The sequence below is a fragment of the Achromobacter sp. GD03932 genome, from assembly GCF_029839485.1.
GTDB lineage: Bacteria > Pseudomonadota > Gammaproteobacteria > Burkholderiales > Burkholderiaceae_B > Achromobacter > Achromobacter bronchisepticus_A.
Genome location: NZ_JAOCAT010000010.1, coordinates 64,035 through 88,041 on the forward strand (window position 1 = coordinate 64,035; position 24,007 = coordinate 88,041).

19 protein-coding genes are annotated in these 24,007 nt (G+C 67.3%); 13 read left to right on the forward strand and 6 right to left on the reverse strand.

From position 1 onward, the window contains the following. The first annotated feature begins 99 nt into the window (after positions 1-99). The 3 genes from N5C88_RS11675 (at position 100) to ccsB (ending at position 4,374) form a co-directional block, all read left to right on the forward strand. Positions 100-801 carry a c-type cytochrome gene (locus N5C88_RS11675; RefSeq protein WP_041656906.1) on the forward strand — a complete coding sequence of 234 codons (702 nt, stop codon included), beginning with the start codon at positions 100-102 and terminating at the stop codon, positions 799-801. 118 nt (positions 802-919) lie between these two features. Next, positions 920-2,998, forward strand: coding sequence for a cytochrome c biogenesis protein ResB (locus N5C88_RS11680; RefSeq protein ID WP_187523987.1), 2,079 nt, complete (start codon positions 920-922; stop codon positions 2,996-2,998). Between the two features lie 8 nt (positions 2,999-3,006). Next, on the forward strand, positions 3,007-4,374 hold the full coding sequence (gene ccsB / locus N5C88_RS11685; protein ID WP_059379413.1) for a c-type cytochrome biogenesis protein CcsB: 1,368 nt from the start codon (positions 3,007-3,009) through the stop codon (positions 4,372-4,374). Between the two features lie 15 nt (positions 4,375-4,389). Here the strand turns inward: ccsB and N5C88_RS11690 are convergent, their stop codons facing one another. Genes N5C88_RS11690 through tssI form a run of 5 tightly spaced genes read right to left on the reverse strand, consistent with a single transcriptional unit; the run spans position 4,390 to position 11,302 of the window. After that, the gene (locus N5C88_RS11690) at positions 4,390-4,773 is read right to left on the reverse strand and encodes a DUF4150 domain-containing protein (protein WP_059379414.1); all 384 of its coding nucleotides are present in this window, start codon (positions 4,771-4,773) and stop codon (positions 4,390-4,392) included. Between the two features lie 44 nt (positions 4,774-4,817). Further along, entirely contained in the window at positions 4,818-5,876 is a 1,059-nt protein-coding gene (locus N5C88_RS11695) for a pentapeptide repeat-containing protein (protein ID WP_280015343.1), read from the reverse strand. Then, the gene (locus N5C88_RS11700) at positions 5,873-8,500 is read right to left on the reverse strand and encodes a DUF2169 domain-containing protein (protein WP_280015344.1); all 2,628 of its coding nucleotides are present in this window, start codon (positions 8,498-8,500) and stop codon (positions 5,873-5,875) included. The genes N5C88_RS11695 and N5C88_RS11700 overlap by 4 nt, the downstream gene beginning before the upstream one ends. Before the next feature lie 2 nt (positions 8,501-8,502). Beyond that, positions 8,503-8,907, reverse strand: coding sequence for a hypothetical protein (locus N5C88_RS11705; RefSeq protein ID WP_280015345.1), 405 nt, complete (start codon positions 8,905-8,907; stop codon positions 8,503-8,505). A gap of 7 nt (positions 8,908-8,914) precedes the next feature. Further along, positions 8,915-11,302 (reverse strand): type VI secretion system tip protein TssI/VgrG, encoded by a 2,388-nt coding sequence (tssI, locus tag N5C88_RS11710; protein WP_118933116.1) that lies wholly within the window; start codon positions 11,300-11,302, stop codon positions 8,915-8,917. A 521-nt stretch (positions 11,303-11,823) separates the two neighbouring features. Here tssI and tssA point away from each other — a divergent pair. From tssA to tssH, 10 genes are all read left to right on the forward strand, one after another. Beyond that, complete coding sequence (gene tssA / locus N5C88_RS11715; RefSeq protein WP_223283392.1) at positions 11,824-12,876, forward strand: type VI secretion system protein TssA; 1,053 nt, start codon at positions 11,824-11,826, stop codon at positions 12,874-12,876. A gap of 39 nt (positions 12,877-12,915) precedes the next feature. Beyond that, positions 12,916-13,467 carry a type VI secretion system contractile sheath small subunit gene (gene tssB / locus N5C88_RS11720; protein WP_059379420.1) on the forward strand — a complete coding sequence of 184 codons (552 nt, stop codon included), beginning with the start codon at positions 12,916-12,918 and terminating at the stop codon, positions 13,465-13,467. A gap of 31 nt (positions 13,468-13,498) precedes the next feature. Next, positions 13,499-15,001, forward strand: a complete 1,503-nt coding sequence (gene tssC, locus N5C88_RS11725) for a type VI secretion system contractile sheath large subunit (RefSeq protein WP_059379448.1) — start codon at positions 13,499-13,501, stop codon at positions 14,999-15,001. A 71-nt stretch (positions 15,002-15,072) separates the two neighbouring features. Continuing rightward, on the forward strand, positions 15,073-15,540 hold the full coding sequence (locus tag N5C88_RS11730) for a type VI secretion system tube protein Hcp (protein WP_088607795.1): 468 nt from the start codon (positions 15,073-15,075) through the stop codon (positions 15,538-15,540). Positions 15,541-15,553: 13 nt separating this feature from the next. Then, positions 15,554-16,369 (forward strand): type VI secretion system accessory protein TagJ, encoded by an 816-nt coding sequence (locus N5C88_RS11735; RefSeq protein WP_280015346.1) that lies wholly within the window; start codon positions 15,554-15,556, stop codon positions 16,367-16,369. Further along, positions 16,369-16,920 carry a type VI secretion system baseplate subunit TssE gene (gene tssE / locus N5C88_RS11740; RefSeq protein WP_059379422.1) on the forward strand — a complete coding sequence of 184 codons (552 nt, stop codon included), beginning with the start codon at positions 16,369-16,371 and terminating at the stop codon, positions 16,918-16,920. Before N5C88_RS11735 ends, tssE begins: the two co-directional genes overlap by 1 nt. Continuing rightward, positions 16,920-18,824: a type VI secretion system baseplate subunit TssF gene (gene tssF, locus N5C88_RS11745; RefSeq protein ID WP_280015347.1), complete on the forward strand. Its 1,905-nt coding sequence runs from the start codon at positions 16,920-16,922 to the stop codon at positions 18,822-18,824. The genes tssE and tssF overlap by 1 nt, the downstream gene beginning before the upstream one ends. Positions 18,825-18,852: 28 nt before the next feature. Next, positions 18,853-19,485, forward strand: a complete 633-nt coding sequence (locus tag N5C88_RS11750) for a DUF3540 domain-containing protein (protein ID WP_059379424.1) — start codon at positions 18,853-18,855, stop codon at positions 19,483-19,485. Positions 19,486-19,549: 64 nt separating this feature from the next. After that, complete coding sequence (gene tssG / locus N5C88_RS11755) at positions 19,550-20,593, forward strand: type VI secretion system baseplate subunit TssG (protein ID WP_165867873.1); 1,044 nt, start codon at positions 19,550-19,552, stop codon at positions 20,591-20,593. 14 nt (positions 20,594-20,607) lie between these two features. Next, entirely contained in the window at positions 20,608-23,217 is a 2,610-nt protein-coding gene (gene tssH, locus N5C88_RS11760; RefSeq protein ID WP_280015385.1) for a type VI secretion system ATPase TssH, read from the forward strand. A 4-nt stretch (positions 23,218-23,221) separates the two neighbouring features. Here the strand turns inward: tssH and N5C88_RS11765 are convergent, their stop codons facing one another. Then, positions 23,222-23,983: an FHA domain-containing protein gene (locus tag N5C88_RS11765; RefSeq protein WP_280015348.1), complete on the reverse strand. Its 762-nt coding sequence runs from the start codon at positions 23,981-23,983 to the stop codon at positions 23,222-23,224. Positions 23,984-24,007 lie beyond the last annotated feature (24 nt).

A 24,007-nucleotide genomic window follows, 5' to 3' on the forward strand; every position in this document is an offset into this window, starting at 1 on the left:
AGGCAGGAAGGCAAAACAGGTTCGATACGGCATTCCAGGGTGTGCGGGCAGGCGTGGGCGCCTTTTTGCGCCTTGATCGATGCGATCGTCGAGGTCTTCATGAAGCGTGTGCTGTCCCGGATGTTGGTTGCGAGCGGGCTGTTGCTCGGCGCCTCCGCCTTATCTACTACGAGTTTCGCCGCCGAAGGCGCCGCGGGCCCGGTAAAACCAGATGCCGCCAAGGGCGGACAGCTGTTTGACCAGGGTGATGCGGCCAGGGGCATCATCGCCTGTGCGTCCTGTCATGGCGCGGCGGGCAATAGCACCATCCCGGTGAACCCCAATCTGGCCGCGCAGTCCCACGAGTACCTGGCCAAGCAATTGGCGGACTTCCAGATCAAGCCTGGCGCCAAGCTGCCGGTGCGCAATGGCGCGGGCGGCAATCCCACCCCGATGACGGCCATGGCGCAGAACCTGACGCCCGCCGACATGCAGAACATCGCGCTGTACCTGGCGCAGCAGCCGCTCAAAGAGCCCGCCACGGCCGGCCAGGAGAAGCTGGTTGATCTGGGTCAAAAGATCTGGCGCGGCGGTTTGCCGGATCGCAAGGTTCCGGCCTGCGCATCGTGCCATTCTGCCAATGGCGCGGGCATTCCCAGCCAGTACCCCCGGTTGTCGGGCCAGTTCCCCATGTACATTGAAGAGCAGCTGAAGCTGTTCCGCAGCGGCGACCGCAAGAACGACGTCATGTTCGCGATCGCGGACCGCATGTCGGACGCCGACATCAAGGCCGTGTCGGACTACGCCGCGGGTCTGCGGTAGGCGCCAGCCAGCCACGCGCGCGGCTGGTCCGCGTTCTGCAAACTCAGCGCAGCGGAACCTGGTTCCGCCGCGCGTTGTCTATGAGGGGGGTAGCCGATAGCGCGGCCCCCCTTTTTTCATGAATTCGACCCGTACACACTCCCGTCCTTCCCTGCGCAGCCTGCCCGGCGATTTCTTCGAATTGCTGGGCTCGATGCGTTTCGCCGTCAGCCTGCTGATGTTCATCTGCGTGGCGAGCCTGGTGGGAACGGTCTTGCAGCAGAACCGCTCGTCCAACAATTACATCGACCAGTTCGGGCCGTTCTGGTTCGAAGTGTTCGACAAGTTCTCCATCTGGCACGTCTACAACAGCTGGTGGTTCCTGCTGATCATGGGGTTCCTGGTCGTGTCGACCTCGGTCTGCCTGATCCGCAACGCGCCCAAGATGCTGCGCGATGCCCGTTCGTTCCGCGAGCACGTGCGCGCCAGCAGCCTGCGCGCCTTCCCGCACCGGGTGGAAACCGAAGAACCCACCGACGTGCCGCAGACGGCCGCGGGCCTCAAATCCCTGCTGGGCCGGCTGGGCTATGCCGTACGCGAACGCCAGGACGCGGACGGCGTGCTGCTGGCGGCCAAGAAAGGCAGCGCCAACCGCCTGGGCTATGTGTTCGCCCACGCGGCCATGGTCATCATCTGTATCGGCGGCTTGCTGGACAGCGAGTTGCCGGTGCGCCTGCAGGTCATGTTCGGCGGCAAGAAGCCCATCGTCGAGAACATGCTGATCTCGGAAGTGCCGGAAAGCGGCCGCCTGTCGGTCGACAACCCGAGTTTCCGCGCCAGCGTGCTGGTGCCGGAGGGCGGTCAGGCCAGCACGGCGGTCGTGATGGTGGGCGACGGCGCCCTGGTGCAGCCCATGCCCTTCACGCTGAAGCTCAAGAAGTTCGTGGTCGACTATTACTCCACCGGCATGCCCAGCCGCTTCGCCAGCGAGGTCGAGGTCACCGACCCGGACACCGGCAAGAGTTTCGACTCCACCATCGAGGTCAACGAGCCGCTGCGCTTCAAGGGCATGACGGTCTACCAGTCCAGTTTTGACGACGGCGGCAGCGCGGTGACGCTGAAAGGCTACCCGCTAGTAGGATCTGACGCCGCTACCTTCGCGGTTGACGGCACGGTGGGCAAGACCAGCGAAGTAACCGCTCACACTGCCCGCGGCGCGCGCAGCATGGGCATCGAGATTACGGCCCTGCGGCCCATCAACGTCGAGGATCTGACCGGGGGCGCGCCCAAGGGCGGCAACCAGAGCTTCGCCGACCATGTCGCGTCGGTATCCGGCAGCGCCGCGGGCAAAAAGAACGAAAACCTGCGCAACGTCGGCCCCAGCGTCGAGTACAAGCTGATCGATGACGCCGGCCAGGCCCACGAATTCCAGAATTACATGCTGCCCGTCGAGCTGGACGGCGCCGCCGTGTTCCTGGCCGGGGTGCGCAACAACGCCTCCGAGCCGTTCCGCTACCTGCGCATTCCGGCCGACGACGACAGCTCGATCGCCGAATTCATGCGCCTGCGCGCGACGCTGGCCGACCCCGCGGCGCGCCAGGAAGCCGCGCGCCGCTTCGCGGAACGCAACAGCCCTGCGGGGACGGATCGCCAGCCGCTACAGACGGCCGCCGAGCGCGCCCTGGAAACCTTCTCCTCCGGCGGCTTGCAAGCCGTGGCGGCGTTCCTGCAGGCCAATACGCCGCCGCAGGACCTGGAACGGGCAGCCGACGTGGTGATCCGCCTGATCGGCGCCAGCATGAACGAACTGCGCGCCATCGAGCGCGAGCGCGCCGGCCTGCCGCCCGTGGCCACCGAGGGCCCGGAGGCCGAACGCGCCGCCGTCTGGTCGCGCCTGTCCGTGGCCGCGCTGTCGGACCTGACCGTCTATCCGGCGCCGGTGTTCCTGTCGCTGGCGGACTTCAAGCACGTGCAGGCCAGCGTGTTCCAGGTCAGCCGTACGCCCGGCAAGAACACCGTCTACCTGGGCAGCCTGCTGCTGGTCCTGGGCGTGTTCTCGATGTTCTATATTCGAGACCGCCGCATCTGGATCTGGATCAAGCCGCAAGGCGGCGGCAGCAGCGTCCTGGCGGCCATGACGTCCCAGAAGCGTACACTCGACTTCAACCAGGAGTTTGAACGCTTCAAGCAGGCGCTGCTGCGCCAGAAGAGGTCTTAAGGTTTCCTATGTCCACTACGACCACCACGCATCCCTCCTCGCCGCAGTCGCTGGCAGCCTCGCCGGACCAGCTCTGGCAGGACGCCTTGTCCGAAACCGGCGATGGCCGCGCCCAGCGCGGCAGGCCTGACTGGACCGACGTCGTCTTCTTTTTGTTGCTGGCAGTGGGTGCGGGCTTCGCGCTGACCCGCTACAGCAACGCGATGGACTATTACGAGAAGATCATCCTGTGCGGCACCGTGCCGGTGCTGGCCTGGATGGGCTGGTTGTGGCGTCCGCTGCGCCACCTGATGGTCGCCTGTGCCATCGCGGCCGGACTGGCGCTGATGCTGTACGGCAACGACCTGGCCCGCGCCGAGCAGGTGTTCTTCCTGAAGTACCTGTTCTCCTCGCAATCCGCCATCCTGTGGATGTGCGCGCTGTTCGCGCTGGCCATGGTCTGCTACTGGATCGGCTTCTTCAGCCCCACGGCCGCCTGGCTGGGCACGGCGCTGAGCTGGGGCGCGGTGTTCGCCGGCGTCACGGGCCTTTTGGTGCGCTGGCGCGAAGGACACCTGATGGGCCCGGACCTGGGCCACATCCCGGTCAGCAACCTGTATGAAGTATTCGTGCTGTTTGCGCTGATCACGGCGCTGTTCTACCTCTACTACGAACGCAAGTACGCCACGCGCGCGCTGGGCGGCTTCGTGATGCTGGTGGTGACGTCGGCCGTGGTGTTCCTGCTGTGGTATTCGTTCACGCGCGATGCCGGGCAGATCCAGCCGCTGGTGCCGGCGCTCAAGAGCTGGTGGATGAAACTGCACGTGCCCGCCAACTTCATCGGCTACGGCACCTTCTCGCTGGCCGCCATGGTGGGCTTTGCCTACCTGGTCAAGCAGCACGGCCAGACCACGTCCTGGGCCAAGCTGGCCCCGCTGTTCGTGCTGGGCGTGCTGTTGTGCGCCGAGCCCATGGTGTTCCGCACCGACGGCCTGTCGGCCACCTGGATGCTGTATTTCGGCGTGGGCGCGGTGATCGTGGGCGCCATCCTGCTGGGACGCCGCCGCATCGCAGCGGCGCTGCCCTCGCTGGAAGTGCTGGACGACATCATGTATCGCGCCATCGCGATCGGCTTCGCGTTCTTCACGGTCGCCACCATCCTGGGCGCGCTGTGGGCGGCCGACGCCTGGGGCGCGTACTGGCAGTGGGACCCCAAGGAAACCTGGGCGCTGATCGTCTGGCTCAACTATGCGGCCTGGCTGCACATGCGCCTGATCAAGGGCCTGCGCGGCACCATGGCGGCCTACTGGGCGCTGATGGGCCTGCTGATCACCGGCTTCGCCTTCCTGGGCGTGAACATGTTCCTGTCCGGGCTGCACTCCTACGGCGAGCTGTAGTCGCTGACGGCCTGTTCAGGCCTTCAGCACGACCATCACGGGCTGGGGCGAGTACACCTTGACGCCGGGCGCATTGATGGTGTTCTGCAGGGTCAGGCTGGTCATGCGGACGATGGGCGCGCCGCGCACCAGCATGGTGAACGCGCCCGTCATGTAGCGCGACTGTCCCATGAAGGTCTGCGAGATCAGGCCGCCGCCCACGCCGGCGGTATCGCCCAGCGTGACGGGTATCAGCGTGGCCATGTTGTGCACGGGCGCGGCCATCAACCATACATTCCAGACCACGGGGATACCCATGGACGACGTCGCCGTGTCGATGTGCGGCACCGGCGGCACCGGGGTTTTGCAGACGTCGGGTACGCCCACGGCCAGGCTGGGCAATTGGCAGACTGCGAGCATATTGATCTCCTTGTGCGGCGAGGGGGCGGCGATGCCGCGTGGGGTCAAAGGGGGGCGCGTCCGGCTGACCAGAGTTCGGCTTCAAGCAGGGGCGCGTCGTTTTCGATGATGCCGCGGCGCTGCGTCCAACGCGCGCCGTGCGTCAACGCGCGATGCATGCGCGTGCGCAGGAACGTGGCGTCGCGCAGGTCGGCCCCGCCCAGGTCGGCCAGCGAGAAATCGGCATCGGTCAGGTTGGCGCCGCGGAAATCGGTGTCGGCGCAGCGCGCGCGCTGGAAGACGCACAGCGACAGGCTGGCGCCGCGCAAGGACGCGCCGTCCAGCGTCGCCTCGGCCCAGATGGCGCCGTCGAAACGGCCGCCCTGCAGGTCGGCGCCGCTCAGGTCGGCCTGAGGGAACAAGCACTGTGGGGCCGACGCGCCAGCGAAGCGCGCGCCGCGCAGCGTTGCGCCCTTGAAGCCGGCCTGGCGCAGGTCGGCATTGCGGAAGTCCGCGCCGTCCAGCTGGCTGTCGGTGAAATGGCAGAGCGGGTAGGCTTGCGAGGAGAAGTCCTGCGCCGTCAGATCGCATTCGATGAACATGGTGCTTTCCGCGCTGGCTCCCGCCAGCACGATGCTGCGCAGGTCCAGCTGGTGGAGCAGGGTGTAGCTCATCCGGGCCTGAGACAGGTCGGCACGCGCAAGCGCGCCGCGCGAGAACACCGAGCGCTCCACGCGGGCGGAACGGAAGGAGGCCGCTTCGAGCGAGGTGGAGTTGAAAGCCGCTTCCCGCAGCTCGGCCCCTTCCAGGCTGGCCTGTCCCAGATCGCATTCGGTGAAGCTGACGCCATGGGCGTGGCTGCGGTCCAGCACCGCGCCGCGGGCCTGGCAGCGAAACAGCCGGGCCATATCCAGATTGGCGTCCGCGGCGTCCACGCCAGCCAGCACGCAGTTGAGGAATTGGCTGTCCTGCAACTGGCAACCGCTCATCCTGGCGCCGCTCAAATCCACCTGATCGAAGAACGCGCCCGCCAGGTCCAGGCCGCGCAGGTCCTGGCCCGCCAGGCTGAGGTGCGCTATCGGCTCGCCGTGGCCCACCTGGTCCAGCAACTGGTCCAGATTCATGCGGCGTTCTCCGGCTGCCGGGCCGGCCAGAGCTTGGCGCCCTGGGTATGGGCGTCGTCCAGCCCGGTGCTGCCGTCCATCTGCGCCTGCGCGACATCGGCGCGAAAGAGGTTGGCGCCGGTCAGGTCGGCGCGCAGCAGGATGGCCTTGCCGAGCAGGCTGTTGATCAGGTTGGCGTTGCGCAGCCGCGCGCCGGTGAAATCGGCGCGCACGAAGTGGGTGTCGGGGACGGCCACGCCGCTGAGGTCTGCTTCCCGCAGGCTGCAGTTCGAAAAGTCACTGGCGGCAAGTTGTGCGCCACGCAAGTCGGCGCGATCGAGCATCGCGCCACGCATGCTGCCCACCTTGAACCGCATGCCGCGCAGGCATGCGCCGGCAAGCGCTACGCGTCCCGCGTAGGCGCAGCCATCGAGCGTGGCGTTCTCCAGGCTATGGCGGCCCGAAAACTCCACGTCCATGAAGCTGACGCGCAGCAGGTCCGCGCGGGAGAAATCGGCGTTCGCCATCGTTCCCTGCATGAACACGCACTGATTCAAGCGCGCTTCGTGAAAGCGGCAATCCTCGAAGGCGGCCATCATTGCGGCCCATTGCTCGAATGACGCGCCGCTCAGGTCGCAACCGCGCAAGCGCGCCTGATGCAGGCGTCCCAGCAGCCAGACGCTGCCGGCAAAGCTGCAATCCTCGCAGCTGGCATGGTCCCAGATGGTCTCCGTGATGCGGCTTTCGGTGAAGTCCGTCTGCACGCATTGCGTGCGGCCCAGGTTCGCGCGCGACATGTCGGCGCGGCGCACGCTGGCGCGCGTCAGGTCGGCGCCGGCCAGCACGGCGTCGGCGAGGTTGCAGCCGTCCAGCCGCGCGCCGGCGAGCCGGGCGCCGGCCAGGATGGCGCGCTGGAAGTCGACCCCGGAAAGATCCATGCCGCTCAGGTCCGCGCCGGTCAGGTTCATGTCCCGGCAATCGCGATCGCCTTTCAGGCGCGCTTCCAGCTTCATGCGCGTGCGCCGTGCCCGCAACGGCGGCATGGGCGGGGGCGGCGCGAACTGATGCGCCGATTGCTGATAGGCCTGATGCACCTGCGGGCCCAGGGTTTGGCTGAGCGATGGCGGCGAATCTGCGGCTTGCTGTACGCCGCGCTCGGCCTGCGCGTGAGGGTTGGCATCGAAGTCGGCGATGTGCCGCTTCACCACGCGCGGGTCGAAGCCGGCGGGAAGCTTGCCGTCATCTTCCAACTTGCGCAGCGCGTCCACGTCGACGCCCGAGACCGCGGCCATGGACGGCAGGTTGGGATCGGCCAGCGCGCGCGCGGCGGGTCCGCCGGACAGGCGTTTGGCCTCTTCCAGCTCCTGCTGCATGCGCAGGATGGTCTGAGGCAGATCGGCCAGGTCCGGCGCCTTTGACGGCGGCTCCAGGGGAACCATGTACAGGTCGGGATCCAGGCCCTGGGCGAGCAGCGATTCGCGCTCGCGGGCATGCCGCCGTGCCGCGCCGGCATGGAGGTTGCGGTTCGACGGCCGCTGGACCGTGGCTTCCATGGCCGCCTGCGGCAGCTCGCCGCAAATGTCTTCCGGCACGAGCTGGGCATCCAGCAGGGCATGGACCGCGCCGAGCTCGGTCTCGAGGCGCTGTCCCATCACCGTCTGGTAATGCGCCATGTCGCGCGCCTGGCCGGCGTGTTCCAGCGCGGGCATGATGTGCAGGATATCGGCGGCGTCATCTTCGCGCACCGGCAGCGCGCCGTGCCAGATCAGCGCCAGCTGCGCGCGGTCGGGAAAGAACCAGGCCGTGGTCAGGCGCAGCGCGACTTCTTCAAGCGCGCTGCCGTCGGTCTGGCGGCTGACGAAGCAGCGGGCGCGCCAGTCGGGCAGGCGGCCGCGCAGCACCTCGTGTTCAGGGTGCATGTTCCACAGCTCAAAGTCGGCGCCGCCAGCAAGCGCCGAATTGGCGGGGCCCCATTGGTCGGGCGGCGCGGCATTGAAGAAGCGCCAATCCATGTCGGACGCGAAACCCGGGAAGTCATGCTCCAGCCACTGCTGGCCATACTGGCGGCCCAGCAGCGCGGCCCGTTGCGGCCAGTCCATGGGCATGGCCGTAAAACCGGCGGGGGCGACGCGCTGGGAGGGCGACGCGACGCGCTCCTGCGGGTGCTCGATGTTGGGCAGCCGGCGCACGCGCACGCCGTTGACGTCTTCTTCCTGCGCGCCGATGCCCAGCGGGTTCTCCGCGCAGCCGGGGCCGCCGTAGGCGCGGCTCCAGTCCAGACGCATGCGCTCGAAGGGCTGGGGGGCGGTGGCCTTGCCATCGAGCCAGTAGCGGTCGCCGAAGACCAGCAATGATTTGTCGATCGCGCCCACCTTCAGGCGCACGGCGCAGGCGCCGGGACTCGCGGGATCATGCGGGTAGGCGTGGCCCGCGACCAGCACCTCCGGACATAGCTTGGGCGTGGCCAGGTCCAGCAGGCCGCCGGCTTCGGCGCCGGCCAGCTTCCACAGTTCCTGGTCCATGAGCAACGTGGGCGCCTGCGCGATATCGACCAGCGCGAAAACCGCCACGCCCAGCACGTCGCGGCGCTGCCAGCGGTAGGGGCGGGTAAGCAGGCCCAGGCGGAACGGCTTGATGGTCTTCATAGCTATCCCGTGGCCTGGTCCAGGACAACCTCCCGGGTCGCGGGATCGACCCGCACCTGTATGGTCTTGCCGGCGCTGAAATCGGCCAGGTGCAGGGGCGACAGCGGCACGCTGAGCGTGCGCGACAGGGCGGGCGTGGCGCTGGTGGCGGCGACCTCCAGGTCCAGTTCGATGATGAAGTACAAGGTGTCGCCGATGCGGCGGCGCGTGTCGCGCGCCGCAGTCACCCGCGCGGTGCCAGGCAGTCCGCTGGCGCGCAAGCCGTCCTGCCGCCGCACTTGCTTGCGTCCCGCCGCGCGGCGTTGGCGCTCGCGCCACAGCATGTACGCCGCTTGCGCCAGGGACAGCAAGAGGCCCAGCCACACCCACTCGGCCCAGCCGGGCCATGCATCGATGAAGTCGGACATGGCGGCCTTAGATGATGCTCCAGAGGCCGGCCATCGACGCGCGCAGCGGAACCTGTTCAGCCTTGACACCATCGTAGGCATAACTCGAGCCGGTGGTGCGGTAGGACACTACCTGTCCGATACTGCTGACGATGGCATAGTTGGTGAACGACGTATTCAGCATGACCGTCGTGCGGAACAGCGCCATGCGATGCATGCCGAATTCCGCCTTGGCCACCGCCAGGCCGATGGAGAAGGGCGTGGCCTGCAGCCAGCTCTTCTTGGAAAGATCCTTGACGTTGGCGGCGTCCATGACGACGTCGGCGGGCGTTTTTAAAGTGATGTTGCCATCGGCCTTGACCAGCACGGTGGATCCTGTCGACTCCATGTCTATCTTGCCCTTGGCTTTGAGATCCATGGTGGACGTTTCGGACTCCACGTGCATCGCGGTCTTGGCCTTGACGTCCATGTTCGCGTCAGTGGAAAGCACCTCGACCTTGCCCTTGGCCTTCTCGGTGAGCGCGCCGGTCTTGACGTGATGGAGCGAGTCGCCTTCGTTCACGTAGACCTGCTCGCCATTCTTCAAGGTTTCCTTGAAGAGTCCCGTGATCTCGCGTTCCTCGCCCTTGGCCGCGACCGTCGTCTTCAGGCCGTTGTCGAATTTCTCGTCCATCAGGCCGTCTTTCACGTTGACCGTGCGCGATGCCTTGACGGTGTATTCCTCGTGTCCCTTCACGAACACGTCGCGCGTCTTTTCGATGTGCAGCTTGTCGGTGCCGGTGACCTTGATGTCGCGGTTGCCGCCGATCTTGGTGGTGTCGTTGTCGCCGATGGTGGTGGTGCGGTTCTCGTCGGTCGAGTGGAACTCGTTGGCCTCCACTTCGGTGCACAGTTCGCGTTCCGCGTGCAGCCAGATGCGTTCGCTGCCGCTCTTGTCCTCGAACATGAGCGCGTTCGCAGTCGCGGGCGTGCCGCTCTTGGAGCGGCTGAGAAAGCCGCTTTGCGTGGCATTGTCCGGCAGGTCCCAGGGCGGCAGATTGTTGGCGTTGAAGACGCGGCCGATCACGATGGGGCGGTCGGGCTGGCCGCCGATGAAGTCGACGATCACTTCATCGCGCACGCGCGGCAGTTGGATCCCGCCAAAGCCGCCGCCGGCCCAGGGGCTGGACACGCGCACCCAGCACGAGCTGTTCTCGTCCTTCTTGCCGTAGCGGTCCCAATGGAACTGCACCTTGATGCGGCCCATCTTGTCCGTCCAGATTTCCTCTCCTTCCTTGCCCACTACCGTGGCGGTCTGTGGGCCATGGGTGCGAGGGACGGGAGTCACGCGCGGCGCGCGGAACTGGGTGCTGGACGGCAGCACGACGAATTCCAGGTCGAAGTCGCCGGGATCGGGCTGGCCGCTGGCATAGCCTGTTTCACGGATCCGGTAGTAGGTGCTGACGACGAGGTACTCGCGGTTCTCGGCCTGGCGCGGATGATTGCGCAGCGTGAAGAGATGGCCCGTGGCCAGCCCGCGGGCGTTGGAGCCGCCTGCGCTCTGCTCCTTTCGGCATTGCAGGTCTTCAAGCCGCACGCGGGTGTAGTGTTCCGCGTCATCGGGGTTGGTGTAGCCGCCTTGCCATTCGTACATTTCCAGGTCGCCGTGATCGTGGGCGCCGGGGTTGTTGCGGCGCGCTTCCAGGCTGGCGGCGGGCGTGAGCGGGTGATAGTCCGTGGTGGCAAAGGCGCCGGGCGTGATCTGTTCGGCCACTTCCCATTTGTAGACATGGTCTTCGCGCGGGATGGTGATGCGGTCCGGCCCGTAATAGGGAATCTGCTCGTAGCCGGAGACGGGCTCGTGCTGCGTGATGTCGTCGGTGAGGACAAGGGTGTGCTTGCCCTTGTCGTGCTTGAACCAGAAGTAGATGCCCTCGTGCTCCATCAGGCGGCTGATGAAGGCGTAGTCGGTTTCCTGGTACTGGACGCAGTATTCCCAATTGCGGTAGCTGTCCACCAGCTTGAACTCGATGGGATAGTCGTAGTCCTTCAGCACTTCCCGGATGACGTCGGGCACGCTCTTGTTCTGGAATATCTTGTTGTCCGAGGTCTGGGTCAGGTACCAGAGCCACGGCCGCACCGTGGCGCGGTAGATGGTGTAGCGCGAGGTGTTGTTCTCGCGGCCTACCAACGCGCAACGCGTGATGTGTCCGCTGAGATAGCGCGGCGCGGCGGACCCGGTTTCGATCTCCAGCGTCAGCGGCTTGCCCAGCAGCGACTTCATGTCCAGCGAATAGGATTCCGAGACCAGTTCGATCTCCAGCTCGTACAGCTGCGAAAGGCTCTCGGCGCCGTGCATGGCGCGGAACTTCAGTTGTTCCGGCGGCAGGGGCGTATGCGCCTTGACGACACGTTCGCTGGGCACGTTGCGGTCCATCTCACCGTCTCCTTATGAGAATGCTTCGCCTGTTGCTGCGTGTGCTGCTTTCGATTTCTTCGCGGCCGCGCGTGAAGCGCGTCGCGATGACTGCAATGGGATGTCCGGCCACGCGATGGGGCCGCTTGCAAAGGGCGGGCAGGGCTCGTCACGAACGGGTCTGCGCCGGGGAAATCTGTCTCTGGATCTGATGCGCGCCGGTCTTGCCGCCAGCGTGAGCGCCGATTGTAGGCAGGGGCGAAAGCGCCCGAGAAGCGCTCTCACATGCTTTTGTGTTTTTTACGCTTCGGTAACAGTCCTTCCGCGCCGGGCTGGATTCCGTAAGGTCTGTGTCTAAAAATCAATGCAGCAGGGAGAGAAGTGTTCAATTATTTACTCGGGTGTTAGTTATCTGTAAGAAAAATCTGTAGTTGTTAGGTTGCCGTTGCATGCGGAAAGAGATGCCTAGAATTCACCCTTCCGTGAAGCAGCGCGGAGCGTAGTGGTTGTATCCAGGCAGCATCCCAGCAGGCATTTAACTGATGACTATGGAATTCGCCGACATCCTCAATACACTCGATTCACGTCTGCCCTGCGGGGAAGACCTCGAATACGACGCCGACTTCCTGCAACTGCAGCAAGCCGCGGCGGGTCGCGACGAACAGCAGTTCGGCTCGACCATCATTGCTGCGCAGCCGCCCGACTGGCGCGAGGTCGAACGTCTGGCGCGCGCGCTGCTGGAGCGCACCCGCGACCTGCGCATCATCGGCCTGTTGACCTCTGCCTGGACCGAGATCCGCGGCCTGCCCGGCTATAGCGACGGCCTGGCGCTGGCCGTCGATACGCTGGAACGCTATTGGGAGCCGGTGCATCCGCGGCTCGACAGCGTCGGCGAAAACGATCCCATGCCCCGCATGAATGCGCTGGCGGCCTTTGGCGACATGCAGGGCTGTGCGCGCAGCGTGCGCTCGGCCAGCCTGGTCAGCGGCGTGCACGGGCAACTGAGCTTGCGCGATACCGAGGCGCTGCTCGATGGCAGCCGCCAGGACGCGGACGCCTATCCTGGCGGACGGCCGCGCCTGGTCGAGCGCTTGCGCCAGGCCTGGGCGCAGGGCAATGCCGAGGCGCACGCGCTGCAGTCGGCCGCCCAGGCGCTGCGGCGCATGCAGAAACTCGTGGCGGACAAGCTGGGCGCCGCCTGGGCGCCCGATTACGCCGCCATTCTCCGCACCCTGGACCTGGTGCTGGACGCAATGCGGGACGTTCAACCCGCGCCGCCGGCCGCGATGCCCGCGGACGATGCGCCGGCCGCCGGCGACATCGCCGCCATGCCGCTTGCCGCCGCCGCCGAGGGCGCGCCGCGCTGGCGGGACATGCCCATCCAATCGCGCGACGAGGCCGTGGCGATGCTGTCCAAGGTCTGCGCCTACTTCGAGGCCAACGAGCCCGGCCATCCCGCGCCCTACCTCATCCGCCGGGCCCAGCAGCTCATCCCGATGAGCTTTCACGACATCATCAGGAATCTGGCGCCCCAGGGGCTGGAGCAGTTCGAGGCATGGCTGCCGCGGTCCGAAGCAAACCGGCAGGAACCGTAAGGCGGGCCAGCCGCCGCACCAACAAGAGGAGACGACATCATGGCGACCAGCCTGAAGGGAAGCGGCCAGAAGTTCATTGCAAGAAACCGCGCGCCGCGGGTGCAGATCGAGTACGACGTGGAGATCTACGGCGCGGAACGCAAGATCCAGCTGCCGTTCGTGATGGGCGTGCTGGCGGACCTGGCCGGCAAGTCCGAAACGCCGCAGCCGGAAGTGGGCGAGCGCAAGTTCCTCGACATCGACATCGACAACTTCGATGAACGCATGCGCTCCATCCAGCCGCGCGTGGCGTTCCAGGTACCCAACACGCTGACGGGCGAAGGCAACCTGAACGTGGACGTCACGTTCGAGAGCATCGACGATTTTTCGCCGGCCACCGTAGCCCGCAAGGTTGGCGCGCTGAATGAACTGCTGAGTGCGCGCACCCAGCTGGCGAACCTGTTGACGTACATGGACGGCAAGACCGGCGCCGAGGAATTGATCGGCAGCGTGCTCAAGAATCCGGCGCTGATGAACGCGCTGGCGGCCGCGCCTAAGCCGCAGGAAGATCCGCGCGCATCCGATGCCCCCGCGCAGGATCCGGCCGCCTGATTTCCGCTTGAATCGTTTTTCGGAGAATGCCATGACCGCAGTGGCCAAACGCGCCGACGCGCGCGCTGTCGAGACCCTGCAGGCGGACGATCTTTCCGCCCTGCTGAAGAAGGAATTCAAGCCCAAGACCGAGCAGGCGCAGGAGGCGGTGGAGCATGCCGTGCGCACGCTGGCGCACCAGGCGCTGGAGAACAGCGGCGTCGGCCTGTCGTCGGACGCCTACCGCACCATCCAGGCCATCATCGCCGAGATCGACCGCAAGATGTCGGAGCAGATCAACCGCGTGATGCACCACCCCGACTTCCAGCAGCTGGAGGGCGCGTGGCGCGGCCTGCATTACCTGGTCACCAACACCGAGACCGATGAGCTTCTGAAGATCCGCGTGATGTGCCTGTCCAAGTCGGAGCTGGGCCGCACGCTCAAGCGGCACAAGGGCGTGGGCTGGGACCAGAGCCCCATCTTCAAGCGCGTGTATGAGGAAGAGTACGGCCAGTTTGGCGGCGAACCCATCGGCTGCCTGGTCGGCGACTACTACTTCGACCACAGCCCGCCCGACGTGGAACTGCTGGGCGAGATCGCCAAGATCTCGTCCGCCGCGCATTGCCCTTTCATTGCGGGCGCTTCGCCCAACGTAATGCAGATGGATTCGTGGCAGGAACTGGCCAACCCGCGCGACCTGACCAAGATCTTCACCAACACGGAATACGCCGCATGGCGCAGCCTGCGCGAATCCGAGGACTCGCGCTACATCGGGCTGGCGATGCCGCGCTTCCTGGCGCGGCTGCCGTACGGCGCGCGCACCAACCCCGTCGACGAATTCGACTTCGAGGAAGACACCGACGGCGCGAATCACGACCGCTACACCTGGACCAATTCCGCCTATGCCATGGCGGCCAACGTGAACCGCTCGTTCAAGCTGTACGGCTGGTGCACCTCCATCCGCGGCGTGGAGTCGGGCGGCGCGGTGGAAAACCTGCCGTGCCACAGCTTTCCCACCGATGACGGCGGCGTGGACCTGAAGTGCCCGACCGAGATCGCCATCAGCGACCGGCGCGAGGCCGAACTGGCCAAGAACGGCTTCATGCCGCTGGTGCATCGGAAGAACTCCGACTTCGCCGCCTTCATCGGCGCGCAGTCGCTGCAAAAGCCGCACGACTACTACGAGGCCGACGCCTCTGCCAATGCCAAGCTGGCCGCGCGCCTGCCGTATCTCTTCGCGTGCTGCCGCTTTGCGCATTACCTGAAGTGCATCGTGCGCGACAAGATCGGCTCGTTCCGCGAACGCGACGACATGGAGCGCTGGCTGAACGACTGGATCATGAATTACGTGGATGGCGATCCCGTGAACTCCTCGCAGGAAACCAAGGCGCGCAAGCCGCTGGCCGCCGCCGAGGTGCAGGTGCAGGAGATCGAGGACAACCCGGGCTATTACTCCGCCAAGTTTTTCCTGCGGCCGCACTATCAGCTGGAAGGGCTGACGGTGTCGCTGCGATTGGTTTCCAAGCTGCCTTCGCTCAAACAGAACGAAGGCTGAGTGGCGCTGACAAGTCGGGGCGCAACCGTGCCCCATAACTCCAGGAGACAGATGTGGCAGTGGATATGTTCATGAAGATCGATGGCGCCAACGGTGAATCCAAGGACGCCAACCACAAGGACTGGACCGATATCGTGTCCTTCTCATGGGGCGCCACCCAGCCAGGCAACCTGGCCAGCGGCGGCGGCCTGGGCGCGGGCAAGGCCAGCTTCAACGACCTGCACGTAGTGGCCCGCATCGACAAGGCCGCGCCGGCCGTGATGAAGCACTGCGCCAGCGGCAAGCACCTCAGCAAGATCGAGCTGTCCATGTGCAAGGCGGGCGGCGAGCAGATCGAATACTCCAAGATCACGCTGGAAGACGTGCTGGTGTCGTCGGTGCAGATATCCGGGGACCGCAGCGCCGAAGGCGTGGTGGTGAACTTCGCGTTCCAGGCGGCCAAGGTCAAGCAGCAGTACTGGGAGCAGACCGACAAGGGCGGCAAGGGCGCGGAAAGCCTGGTGGCCTGGGATATCAAGCAGAACAAGGAAGTGGGCTAGGGCGGAGGCACCCATGTCCATCGCCGCGGTTCCTTTCGGCGCGCTCAGCCTGGCTGGCCAATTGGACGAGCTGCAGGCGCAGGTGCGCCGGCAGCCCGCCGACGCGGACCTGCGCGCCCAGCTGTTCCAGCTGCTGGCGGTGCAGGGCGATTGGGCGCGCGCGGCCGAGCAGCTCAATGTCTGCGGGCATCTGAACGCGCAGGCGCGACCGACGCAGGTGCTCTACGCCAGCGCCATCGCGGCGGAGCGCGAGCGCGAGGCCGTGCTTGCCGGGCAAGGCGAACCCGCGCTGCTGGGCGAACCCGCCGATTGGCTGCGGGCCATGATATCGGCGCTGCGCCTGGACGGTACCGCGCCAGCCCAGGCGGCCGAGCTGCGCGGCAAGGCTTTCGAGGATGCCAGCGCGCGCGCCGGTCTGCTGGAACTGGCGGCGCAAGAGACTGCGCAGCCGTTCCAGTGGATCTGCGACGGCGACAGCCGCCTTGGGCCGGTGTTCGAGTTCCTGGCAGGCGGGCGCTACGTGTGGTTGCCCTTCGCCGCGCTCAAGCGCGTGCGTCTGCTTGCGCCGGAAGGCCTGTGCGATCTGGTCTGGGCGCAGGCCGAGATCGAACTGGAAGACGGCCGGGTGCGGCAGGGCCTGGTGCCGGCGCGCTACCCCGCGGCGCCCGGCGCGCGCATGGTGGAACTGTCCGACTCGGCCAAGCTGGGCAGGACGACCGACTGGCGCGCGTTGCTGCGTGATACCTACGCGGGCGTGGGGCAGAAGATGTGGCTGACGGATGCGGCGGATATTGCGCTGCTCGAGGTACGCAGCCTGGAGCTGGCGTGATGGGCCACGCCGACCGTCCGGGCGATTGGGAGCCGCTCTCGCGCGGCCAGCGCGCGGCGCGCGACCGGCTGCAGCCGTCGCTGCTGGACCGCCTGATGGACAACGAACCCGCCAAGCGCGAAGAACCGCGCGAAAACGCCATGCTGACGCATGAGGCGCTGCGCGCGGCGGTGCTGCGGGACCTGCGCTGGCTGCTCAATACCGTCAATCTTCAGGCGTCCCAGGATCTGTCTGCGCACCGCCCGGTGGCCGCCTCGGCGCTGAACTTCGGCGTGCGCGCCATGGCCGGGAAGCGCATGTCGGAGATCGACTGGATCGACGTCGAGGAGTCGATCCGCGAAGCGATCGCCGCGTTCGAGCCACGCATCCTGGATTCGTCGGTGGAAGTGCGCTGCGTGTCCGATGCCGGCACGCTGGAGCACCACAATGTGCTGAGCCTGGAGATACGCGGCATGCTGTGGTGCGTGCCGCAGCCGCTCGAGTTCCTGTTCCGCACGGACATCGACCTGGAAAGCGGCCACATGGATCTGCGCGATCTGGGCGGTGCCTGATGGACGATCGGCTGCTGGATTACTACAACCGGGAACTGGTCTATCTGCGGGAGCTGGGCGCGGAGTTTGCGCAGGCCCATCCCAAGGTGGCGGCGCGGCTGGGCATGAATGCCACGGAGGTCGCCGATCCTTATGTCGAACGCCTGCTGGAGGGCTTCAGCTTTCTGACCGCCCGCATCCATATGAAGATGGATGCCGAGTTTCCGCGCTTCTCGCAGCGGCTGCTGGAGGTGGTGTATCCCAACTACCTGGCGCCCACCCCGGCGATGGCCATCGTGCAGTTCGCGCCCAGCATGAACGAGGGCACGTTGGCGGGAGGCTTCGAATTGCCGCGCGGCACGCTGTTGCGCGGCCGTGTGGCGCGCGGCGAGCAGACGCCGTGCGATTTCACCACCGGCCACGCCCTGCGCCTGTGGCCGCTGCAGGTCACGCAGGCGGAATTCACGGCCGCGCCGCAGGATCTGCCGCTGGCGCGGCTGGGCCTGGCCGGGCGCACTGCGCGCGTGCTGAGCGCGCTGCGCATCCGGATAGAGGTTTGCGGCGGGCAACGCCTGGAGGACCTGGATCTCGATCAGCTGGTGTTCCACCTGAACGGCCAGGACCTGCAGATGCAGCGTCTGCTTGAAGTCGTCATGGGGCATACCGTGGCGGTGCTGGGGCACGACACCGCCAGGCCGGTGGCATGGATCAACAGGTTGCCGCCGGACGCGGTGCGCCACGAAGGTTTTGCCGACGAACAGGCGTTGCTGCCGGGCGACGCCCGCGTGTTCCAGGGCTATCGCCTCTTGCAGGAGTATTTCGCATTTGCGCAACGCTATCTGTTCTTCAGCGTCAACGGATTGAAGCAGGGTCTGCGCACGCCCGCGCTGCCCCAGGGCGCGCAGCGCGAAACCCGTGCTTTCGACCTGACCCTGCTGTTCTCGATGGCGGCGCCGGAACTGGAAGGGGCGATATCGGCCGCCAACTTGGCGCTGCATTGCGTGCCGGTGATCAACCTGTTCGCCAAGCGGGCGGACCGCGTGGCGGTAACGCCCAGGACTTCCGAGTACCACGTGGTCATCGACCGCAGCCGCCCGCTGGACTACGAGGTCTACGGCGTGACGCGCGTCGCGGGCCATGCTGCCGCGCAACGGCAGGAGCAGGAGTTCCGGCCGTTCTACGGTTCGCTGGGCAGCGACCCCGACGAGCATGGCGCGTACTTCTCCATGCGCCGCGAGCCGCGGCTGGTGTCCGATAGCGCGCAACGCAACGGCACGCGCAGCGGCTACATCGGCAGCGAAGTGTTCCTGTCGCTGGTGGACCGGCGTGAGGCGCCGTTCTCGGGCGACCTGCGCCACCTGACCCTGGAAACCCTGTGCACCAATCGCGATCTGGCGCTGCTGTTGCCGCTGGGCGGCGACACCGACATGACCTTGCGCGTGTCGGCGCCGGTGCGCGCGGTCAAGGTGCTGCACGGGCCCTCACGGCCGCGCGTGGCGCTGGCCGAGAACGCCGCTACCTGGCACCTGATCAGCCACCTGGGCCTGAACTACCTCAGCCTGACCGACCTGGACGCCGAGCAGGGCGCGCAGACCCTGCGCGAGATGCTGCATGTGTACGGCAACCTGGCCGAGCCGGGCATGCGCCGGCACATCGCGGGCCTGCGGCACGTCAGCGCGACGCCGGTGCATCACCGCCTGCCCGTGCCCGGCCCCATCGTCCACGGGCGCGGCGTGCGCATCGCGCTGCAGGTGGACGAGACCGCGTTTTCGGGCATCAGCCCCTATCTGTTTGGCGCCGTGCTGGAGCAGTTCTTCGCACGCCATGTATCGATCAACCTGATGTCGGAGCTGGTCCTGTCGACCCTGCAGCGCGGCGAGATCGCCCGCTACAAGCCCCGCATGGGACGCCGGCCCGTGGTCTAGGGGCTGTGCACACTAAAAGGAGCGCGTGATGAAGTCCGCCGCACATCTTAGCCGCATGGCTTATGACCCCGTCCATTTGCTGGGCGAACTGCTGCGCCGCGAAGACGACGGCAGCTATGCCGTGGCCTGCGATGGCCGCGTCTGGACCGTGCAGCGCGCCGCCAGCTGCCTGCTGGAGCCGCAGCCGGGCGACGAGGTGCTGATCAGCGGCCCGGACCCCGCCCGCATTTACCTGATCGCCGTGACCGTGCAGGCCGATCCCGCGCGCGCCACGCTGCAAGCCGAGGGCGATCTGGTATTGCGCTCGCGCAGCGGCGGCGTGCTGCTGGAGGGCGAGAGCGCCGTGCGCGTGCGGGCGCCCGAGTACGCGGTAGAGGCCGGAGAGGAACGCCATACCTGCGGCAGCATGCGCATGGTGGCGAAGCAGCTGCATGCCACTGTGGGTGAAGTGCGGCTGGTGGGCCGCAGTTACGAGGCGGTGATGGACCGCATGACGCTGATGGCGCGGCTGTCGCAGCGCAGCGTCAGCGAGATGGACCAGGTGCGCGCCGGCGCCATCGATTTCCAGGCCGAGCAGAGCGCGCGGCTGCACGCGGCCTACACGGTGGTGACGGGCGGCGACCTGGTCAAGGTGGACGCCAAGCAGATACACATGGGGTAGGACGGTGGATATCGCCCAGCCCGTCGCCGATCCCGTCCATCCGTCCGCCGCGCCTGTTGGCGCGCTGGCGCAATGGTGGCGCGCAGTCGAGCGTGAACCGTACGCCCATGACCTGTTCCATGCCTTGCGCTGGATCGATGCGCTCTCGGGCGCGCGCAAGCCCTTGGGACGCGATACGGTTGCGCGCCACGAACCCGTGCGGCTGCGGCAGGAGCCGTCGATGGCGTTCGCGCCGTCGACCGTGGCCGCCGCGCGCGCCGCGACGGGCGGGCGGCCCGCGGAACTGTCGATCTACAGCTTCGGCCTGTTCGGTCCCAACGGACCCTTGCCCCTGCACCTGACGGAGCATGCCCGCGAGCGCCTGGCGCATCACGGCGACCGCACGCTGTCCGCATTTGCCGACGTGTTCCATCACCGGCTCATCCTGCTGTTCTACCGCGCCTGGGCGGACGCGCAGAGCACGGTCAGCCTGGACCGCAAGGACGAGCGCTTTACGCGCTACGTAGCCAGCCTGTTGCACATGGGCGAACCGTCGATGCGGCGCCGCGACGCGGTGCTGGACCACGCCAAGTACCACATGGCGGGCCACCTGACGCGGCAGACCCGCAACCCCGAAGGACTCAAGCACATCCTGCAATCGTTCTTTGGCCTGCCCGTGCGTATCCGCGAGTTCGTGCCGCAATGGATCCGCCTGGAGCCCGGGCAGCGTCTGGGCCTGGGCGGCTTTGCGGGACTGGGACGCGACACGGTGCTGGGCGTGGCGGTGCGCGATGCCCAGCACAAGTTCCGCATCGAGATCGGCCCGCTGGCGCTGGAGGACTACCAGAGCTTTCTGCCGGGAGGCGCACGCGCCCGCCAACTGACGCATTGGGTCAGGCATTACATCGGCATGGAGCTGGCCTGGGACCTGAGACCGGTGCTGCGTGCGGAGGACGCGCGCGGACTGAGCCTGGGCGCAAGTCGTCCGCTGGGCCTGTCGTCGTGGCTGGGCAGGCGCCGGCCCGAACAAGGCGAGGCGGGCGATCTCCTGCTGGACTACGAAAGCCGCGGCGCTCGGCCGCCACGTGGCCGTGCGCCGGCCTCAACCTCAACGACGACGCGCGTATGACGCGCCACCATGCCATGTCCGATATCGGCCGCATCGACCTCTTCGGAAAGCTCAATCCGCTGCTCTACCAGACGCTGGAGGGCGCCACCGCGTTCTGCAAGCTGCGCGGCAATCCCTATGTGGAGCTGGTGCATTGGGTGCATCAGATCCTGCACGCGCAAGACAGCGACCTGCACCGCATCGCGCGCCGCTTCGGGCTGGACCTGGCCATCCTGCAGGCCGACCTGACCGCGGAGCTCGACCGCCTGCCGGCCGGCGCGGGCTCGGTTTCCGACCTGTCCGAACACATCGACCATGCGGTCGAAAGAGCCTGGGTGCTGGGCTCGCTGCGCTATGGCGCGGCGCGCATCCGCAGCGGCCATCTGCTGGCGGGACTGGCGCGGACCTACGCGCTGCGCCATGTGCTGCTGGGCATGTCGGCCCAGTTCTCGCGCATCGCGCCAGACACGCTGTTGGAACAGCTGCCGGAGATCGTGCAGGGCTCGCCGGAAGACGCGGCCGAGACTGCATCCGTCGCCGCTGCCGGGGCGCCGGACGCGGGCGGTTCCGCGCTGGCGCGGTTCGCCGTCGACCTGACTGCGCGGGCGCGCGCGGGCGAGATCGACCCTGTGTCCGGGCGCGACGAGGAAATCCGCCAGCTCATTGACGTGCTGACGCGGCGGCGGCAGAACAATCCGTTGCTGGCCGGCGAGGCCGGCGTCGGCAAGACAGCCGTGGTGGAAGGGCTGGCGCTGCGCCTGGCGGCAGGCGAGGTGCCGCCGCAACTGCGCGACGTGACGCTGTATCTGCTGGATATCGGCCTGCTGCAGGCGGGCGCGGGCGTGAAGGGCGAATTCGAGCAGCGGCTGCGCGGCGTCATCGACGAGGTGCAGGCCAGCGAGAAGCCGGTGGTGCTGTTCATCGACGAGATCCATACGCTGGTGGGCGCGGGCGGCGCGGCAGGCACCGGAGACGCGGCCAATCTGTTGAAGCCGGCGCTGGCGCGAGGCCAACTGCGCACCATAGGCGCCACCACCTGGTCGGAATACAAGAAGTACATCGAGAAAGACCCCGCATTGAGCCGCCGCTTTCAGGTCATACAAGTGCACGAGCCCGACGAGGCGCGCGCATTCGGCATGCTGCGCGGGCTGGCTGAAACGCTGCAGGCGCACCATGGCGTGCTGCTGCTGGACGAGGCGATCGAAGCGGCGGTGACGCTGTCGCACCGCTACATTCCGGCGCGCCAGCTGCCCGACAAGGCCGTCGCATTGCTGGACACGGCCTGCGCGCGCGTCGCGGTCAGCCAGCATGCGGCACCGCCCAGCCTGGAGGACGCGCGCAGGCGGGTGCAGGCGCTGGAGCTGGCGCTACGCATCGCCGAACGCGAGCTGTGTCTGGGAGAAGGCGACGCGCAGCGGATCGAACGGCTGGCGGCGGAGCAGGCCGTCGCGGCGGAAGAGGAGCGGGCGCTGGCGGAGCGCTGGGATTCCGAGCGCGGGCTGGCCGAGCGCGTGCTGACACTCCGCCAGACGCTGGAACTCGCGTCCTCCGACGCCCAGGAAGATCAGCGCCACGCGTTGGCGCAGGCGCGTGCAGCGCTGACGGCCAGCCAGGGCGAGACGGCGATGGTGCATTGCGCGGTCGATGCCGCCGCCGTGGCCGCGGTGGTGGCCGACTGGACCGGCATACCCGTGGGCCGCATGCTGCGGGACGAGGCGCGCGCCGTGCTGGACCTGGCGGATACGCTTTCGGCGCGGGTGATCGGCCAGCGTGAAGCGCTGGATGCGGTGGCGCGCCGCGTCCAGACTTCGCGCGCCGGCCTGACCGACCCGGACAAGCCGGTAGGCGTGTTCCTGCTCTGCGGTCCCAGCGGCGTCGGCAAGACGGAGACCGCGCTGGCGCTGGCCGAGGCGCTTTACGGCGGCGAACAGAACCTGATCACCATCAACATGAGCGAGTTCCAGGAGTCGCATACGGTGTCCACGCTCAAGGGCGCGCCGCCGGGATATGTCGGGTATGGCGAGGGCGGCGTGCTGACCGAGGCCGTGCGCCGGCGGCCCTACAGCGTGGTGTTGCTGGACGAGGTGGAGAAGGCGCATGCCGACGTGCACGAGATCTTCTTCCAGGTCTTTGACAAGGGCTGGATGGAGGACGGCGAGGGGCGCTACATCGATTTCCGCAATGCGGTGATCATCCTGACCTCCAACGTGGGCGCGGAACGGATTGCGGCTCTATGCCGTGATCCGGAGCTGCTGCCCGACGCAGCCGCGTTGGCCGCGGCATTGCGCGAGCCGCTGCTGCAAGCCTTTCCGGCCGCGCTGCTGGGGCGGCTGGTCGCGGTGCCCTACCTGCCGCTGCCGGACGCCATGCTGGCGCGCATCGTGGACCTGCAGTTCGAACGCGTGCGCCGCCGCCTGTTCGAGCAGCACGGCATCGTGCTGGAGGTGACGCCCGAGGCAACTGCGCTGGTGGTGGCGCGCTGCGCCGAGGTGGAGTCTGGGGCGCGCATGGTGGATGCCGTGCTGACCAACACGGTGCTGCCGCGGATCAGCCGGGAACTGCTGGGTGCCTCCATGCAGGACCGCAGGCTGAGCAAGGTAAGCCTGTCGGCCGCCGACGGGGAGTTTCGCTATGACTACGCCTGAGACCTCAACGGTTCTCGTCGCCGGACTCGGGCTTGACGGGCGCGGGCCGCAGGTAGCCGCCGATCTCGCGCAGATGGTTGGACGCGCTGCGGGCGTCTGCCGCGTCGCGCGGGCGGCCCAGCGTGTCGTCGACGGGATGAGTGCGGTGCTCGGCCAGCGCGTCGTGGGCGGGCAGGGCGGACGGGGTGCCGTCCGAGAAGATGCTGGGCGTGCCGTCGCCGGGCGCATCGAACAGCGCCAGCGGATCGGTGGGCGGGCGCGACACCGCGCCGTCGCCGGGCGGCAGGTGGCGCAGGGGATCCTCCGGGTTGCGCGCTTGCGCGGAGTCCAGATCGAAGGGGTGCGTGGAGACGTCCGGCGCGCTGCCCACGGGCAGGGTGCCCGGGCCGATCAGGTCGCTGAAGATGTCGTCGTCGGCCGCGGCGGCCACGCTGGTTGCCGGCGCCTCGGGCGTGGCCGCTGCGGCGCGCAGCCGGTAGTCGCCGATCTGCAGCTCGTCGCCTGGATGCAGCGGCACTTCCTGGTCGCGCGCGAGCGCCTGGCCATTGACGCTGACCGTGCTCATGTCGCTCAGGTTGAGCAGAAAGCCAGCGTCCTCGTCATTGACGCGGATCGCCGCCTGCACGCGGCAGATGCCGCGCGTCGGGTCGGGCAGGGCCAGTTGGTTGTCGAGACTGCGGCCTACCGTGCCGCCGGGCGCCGTGAATACGGCGTGGATGGGTTCGAAGGCCGGATCGCCGGCACGCTGGAACACGGTGAGCTTCACGCCTGTCTCCTGGGCGCCGTCGGC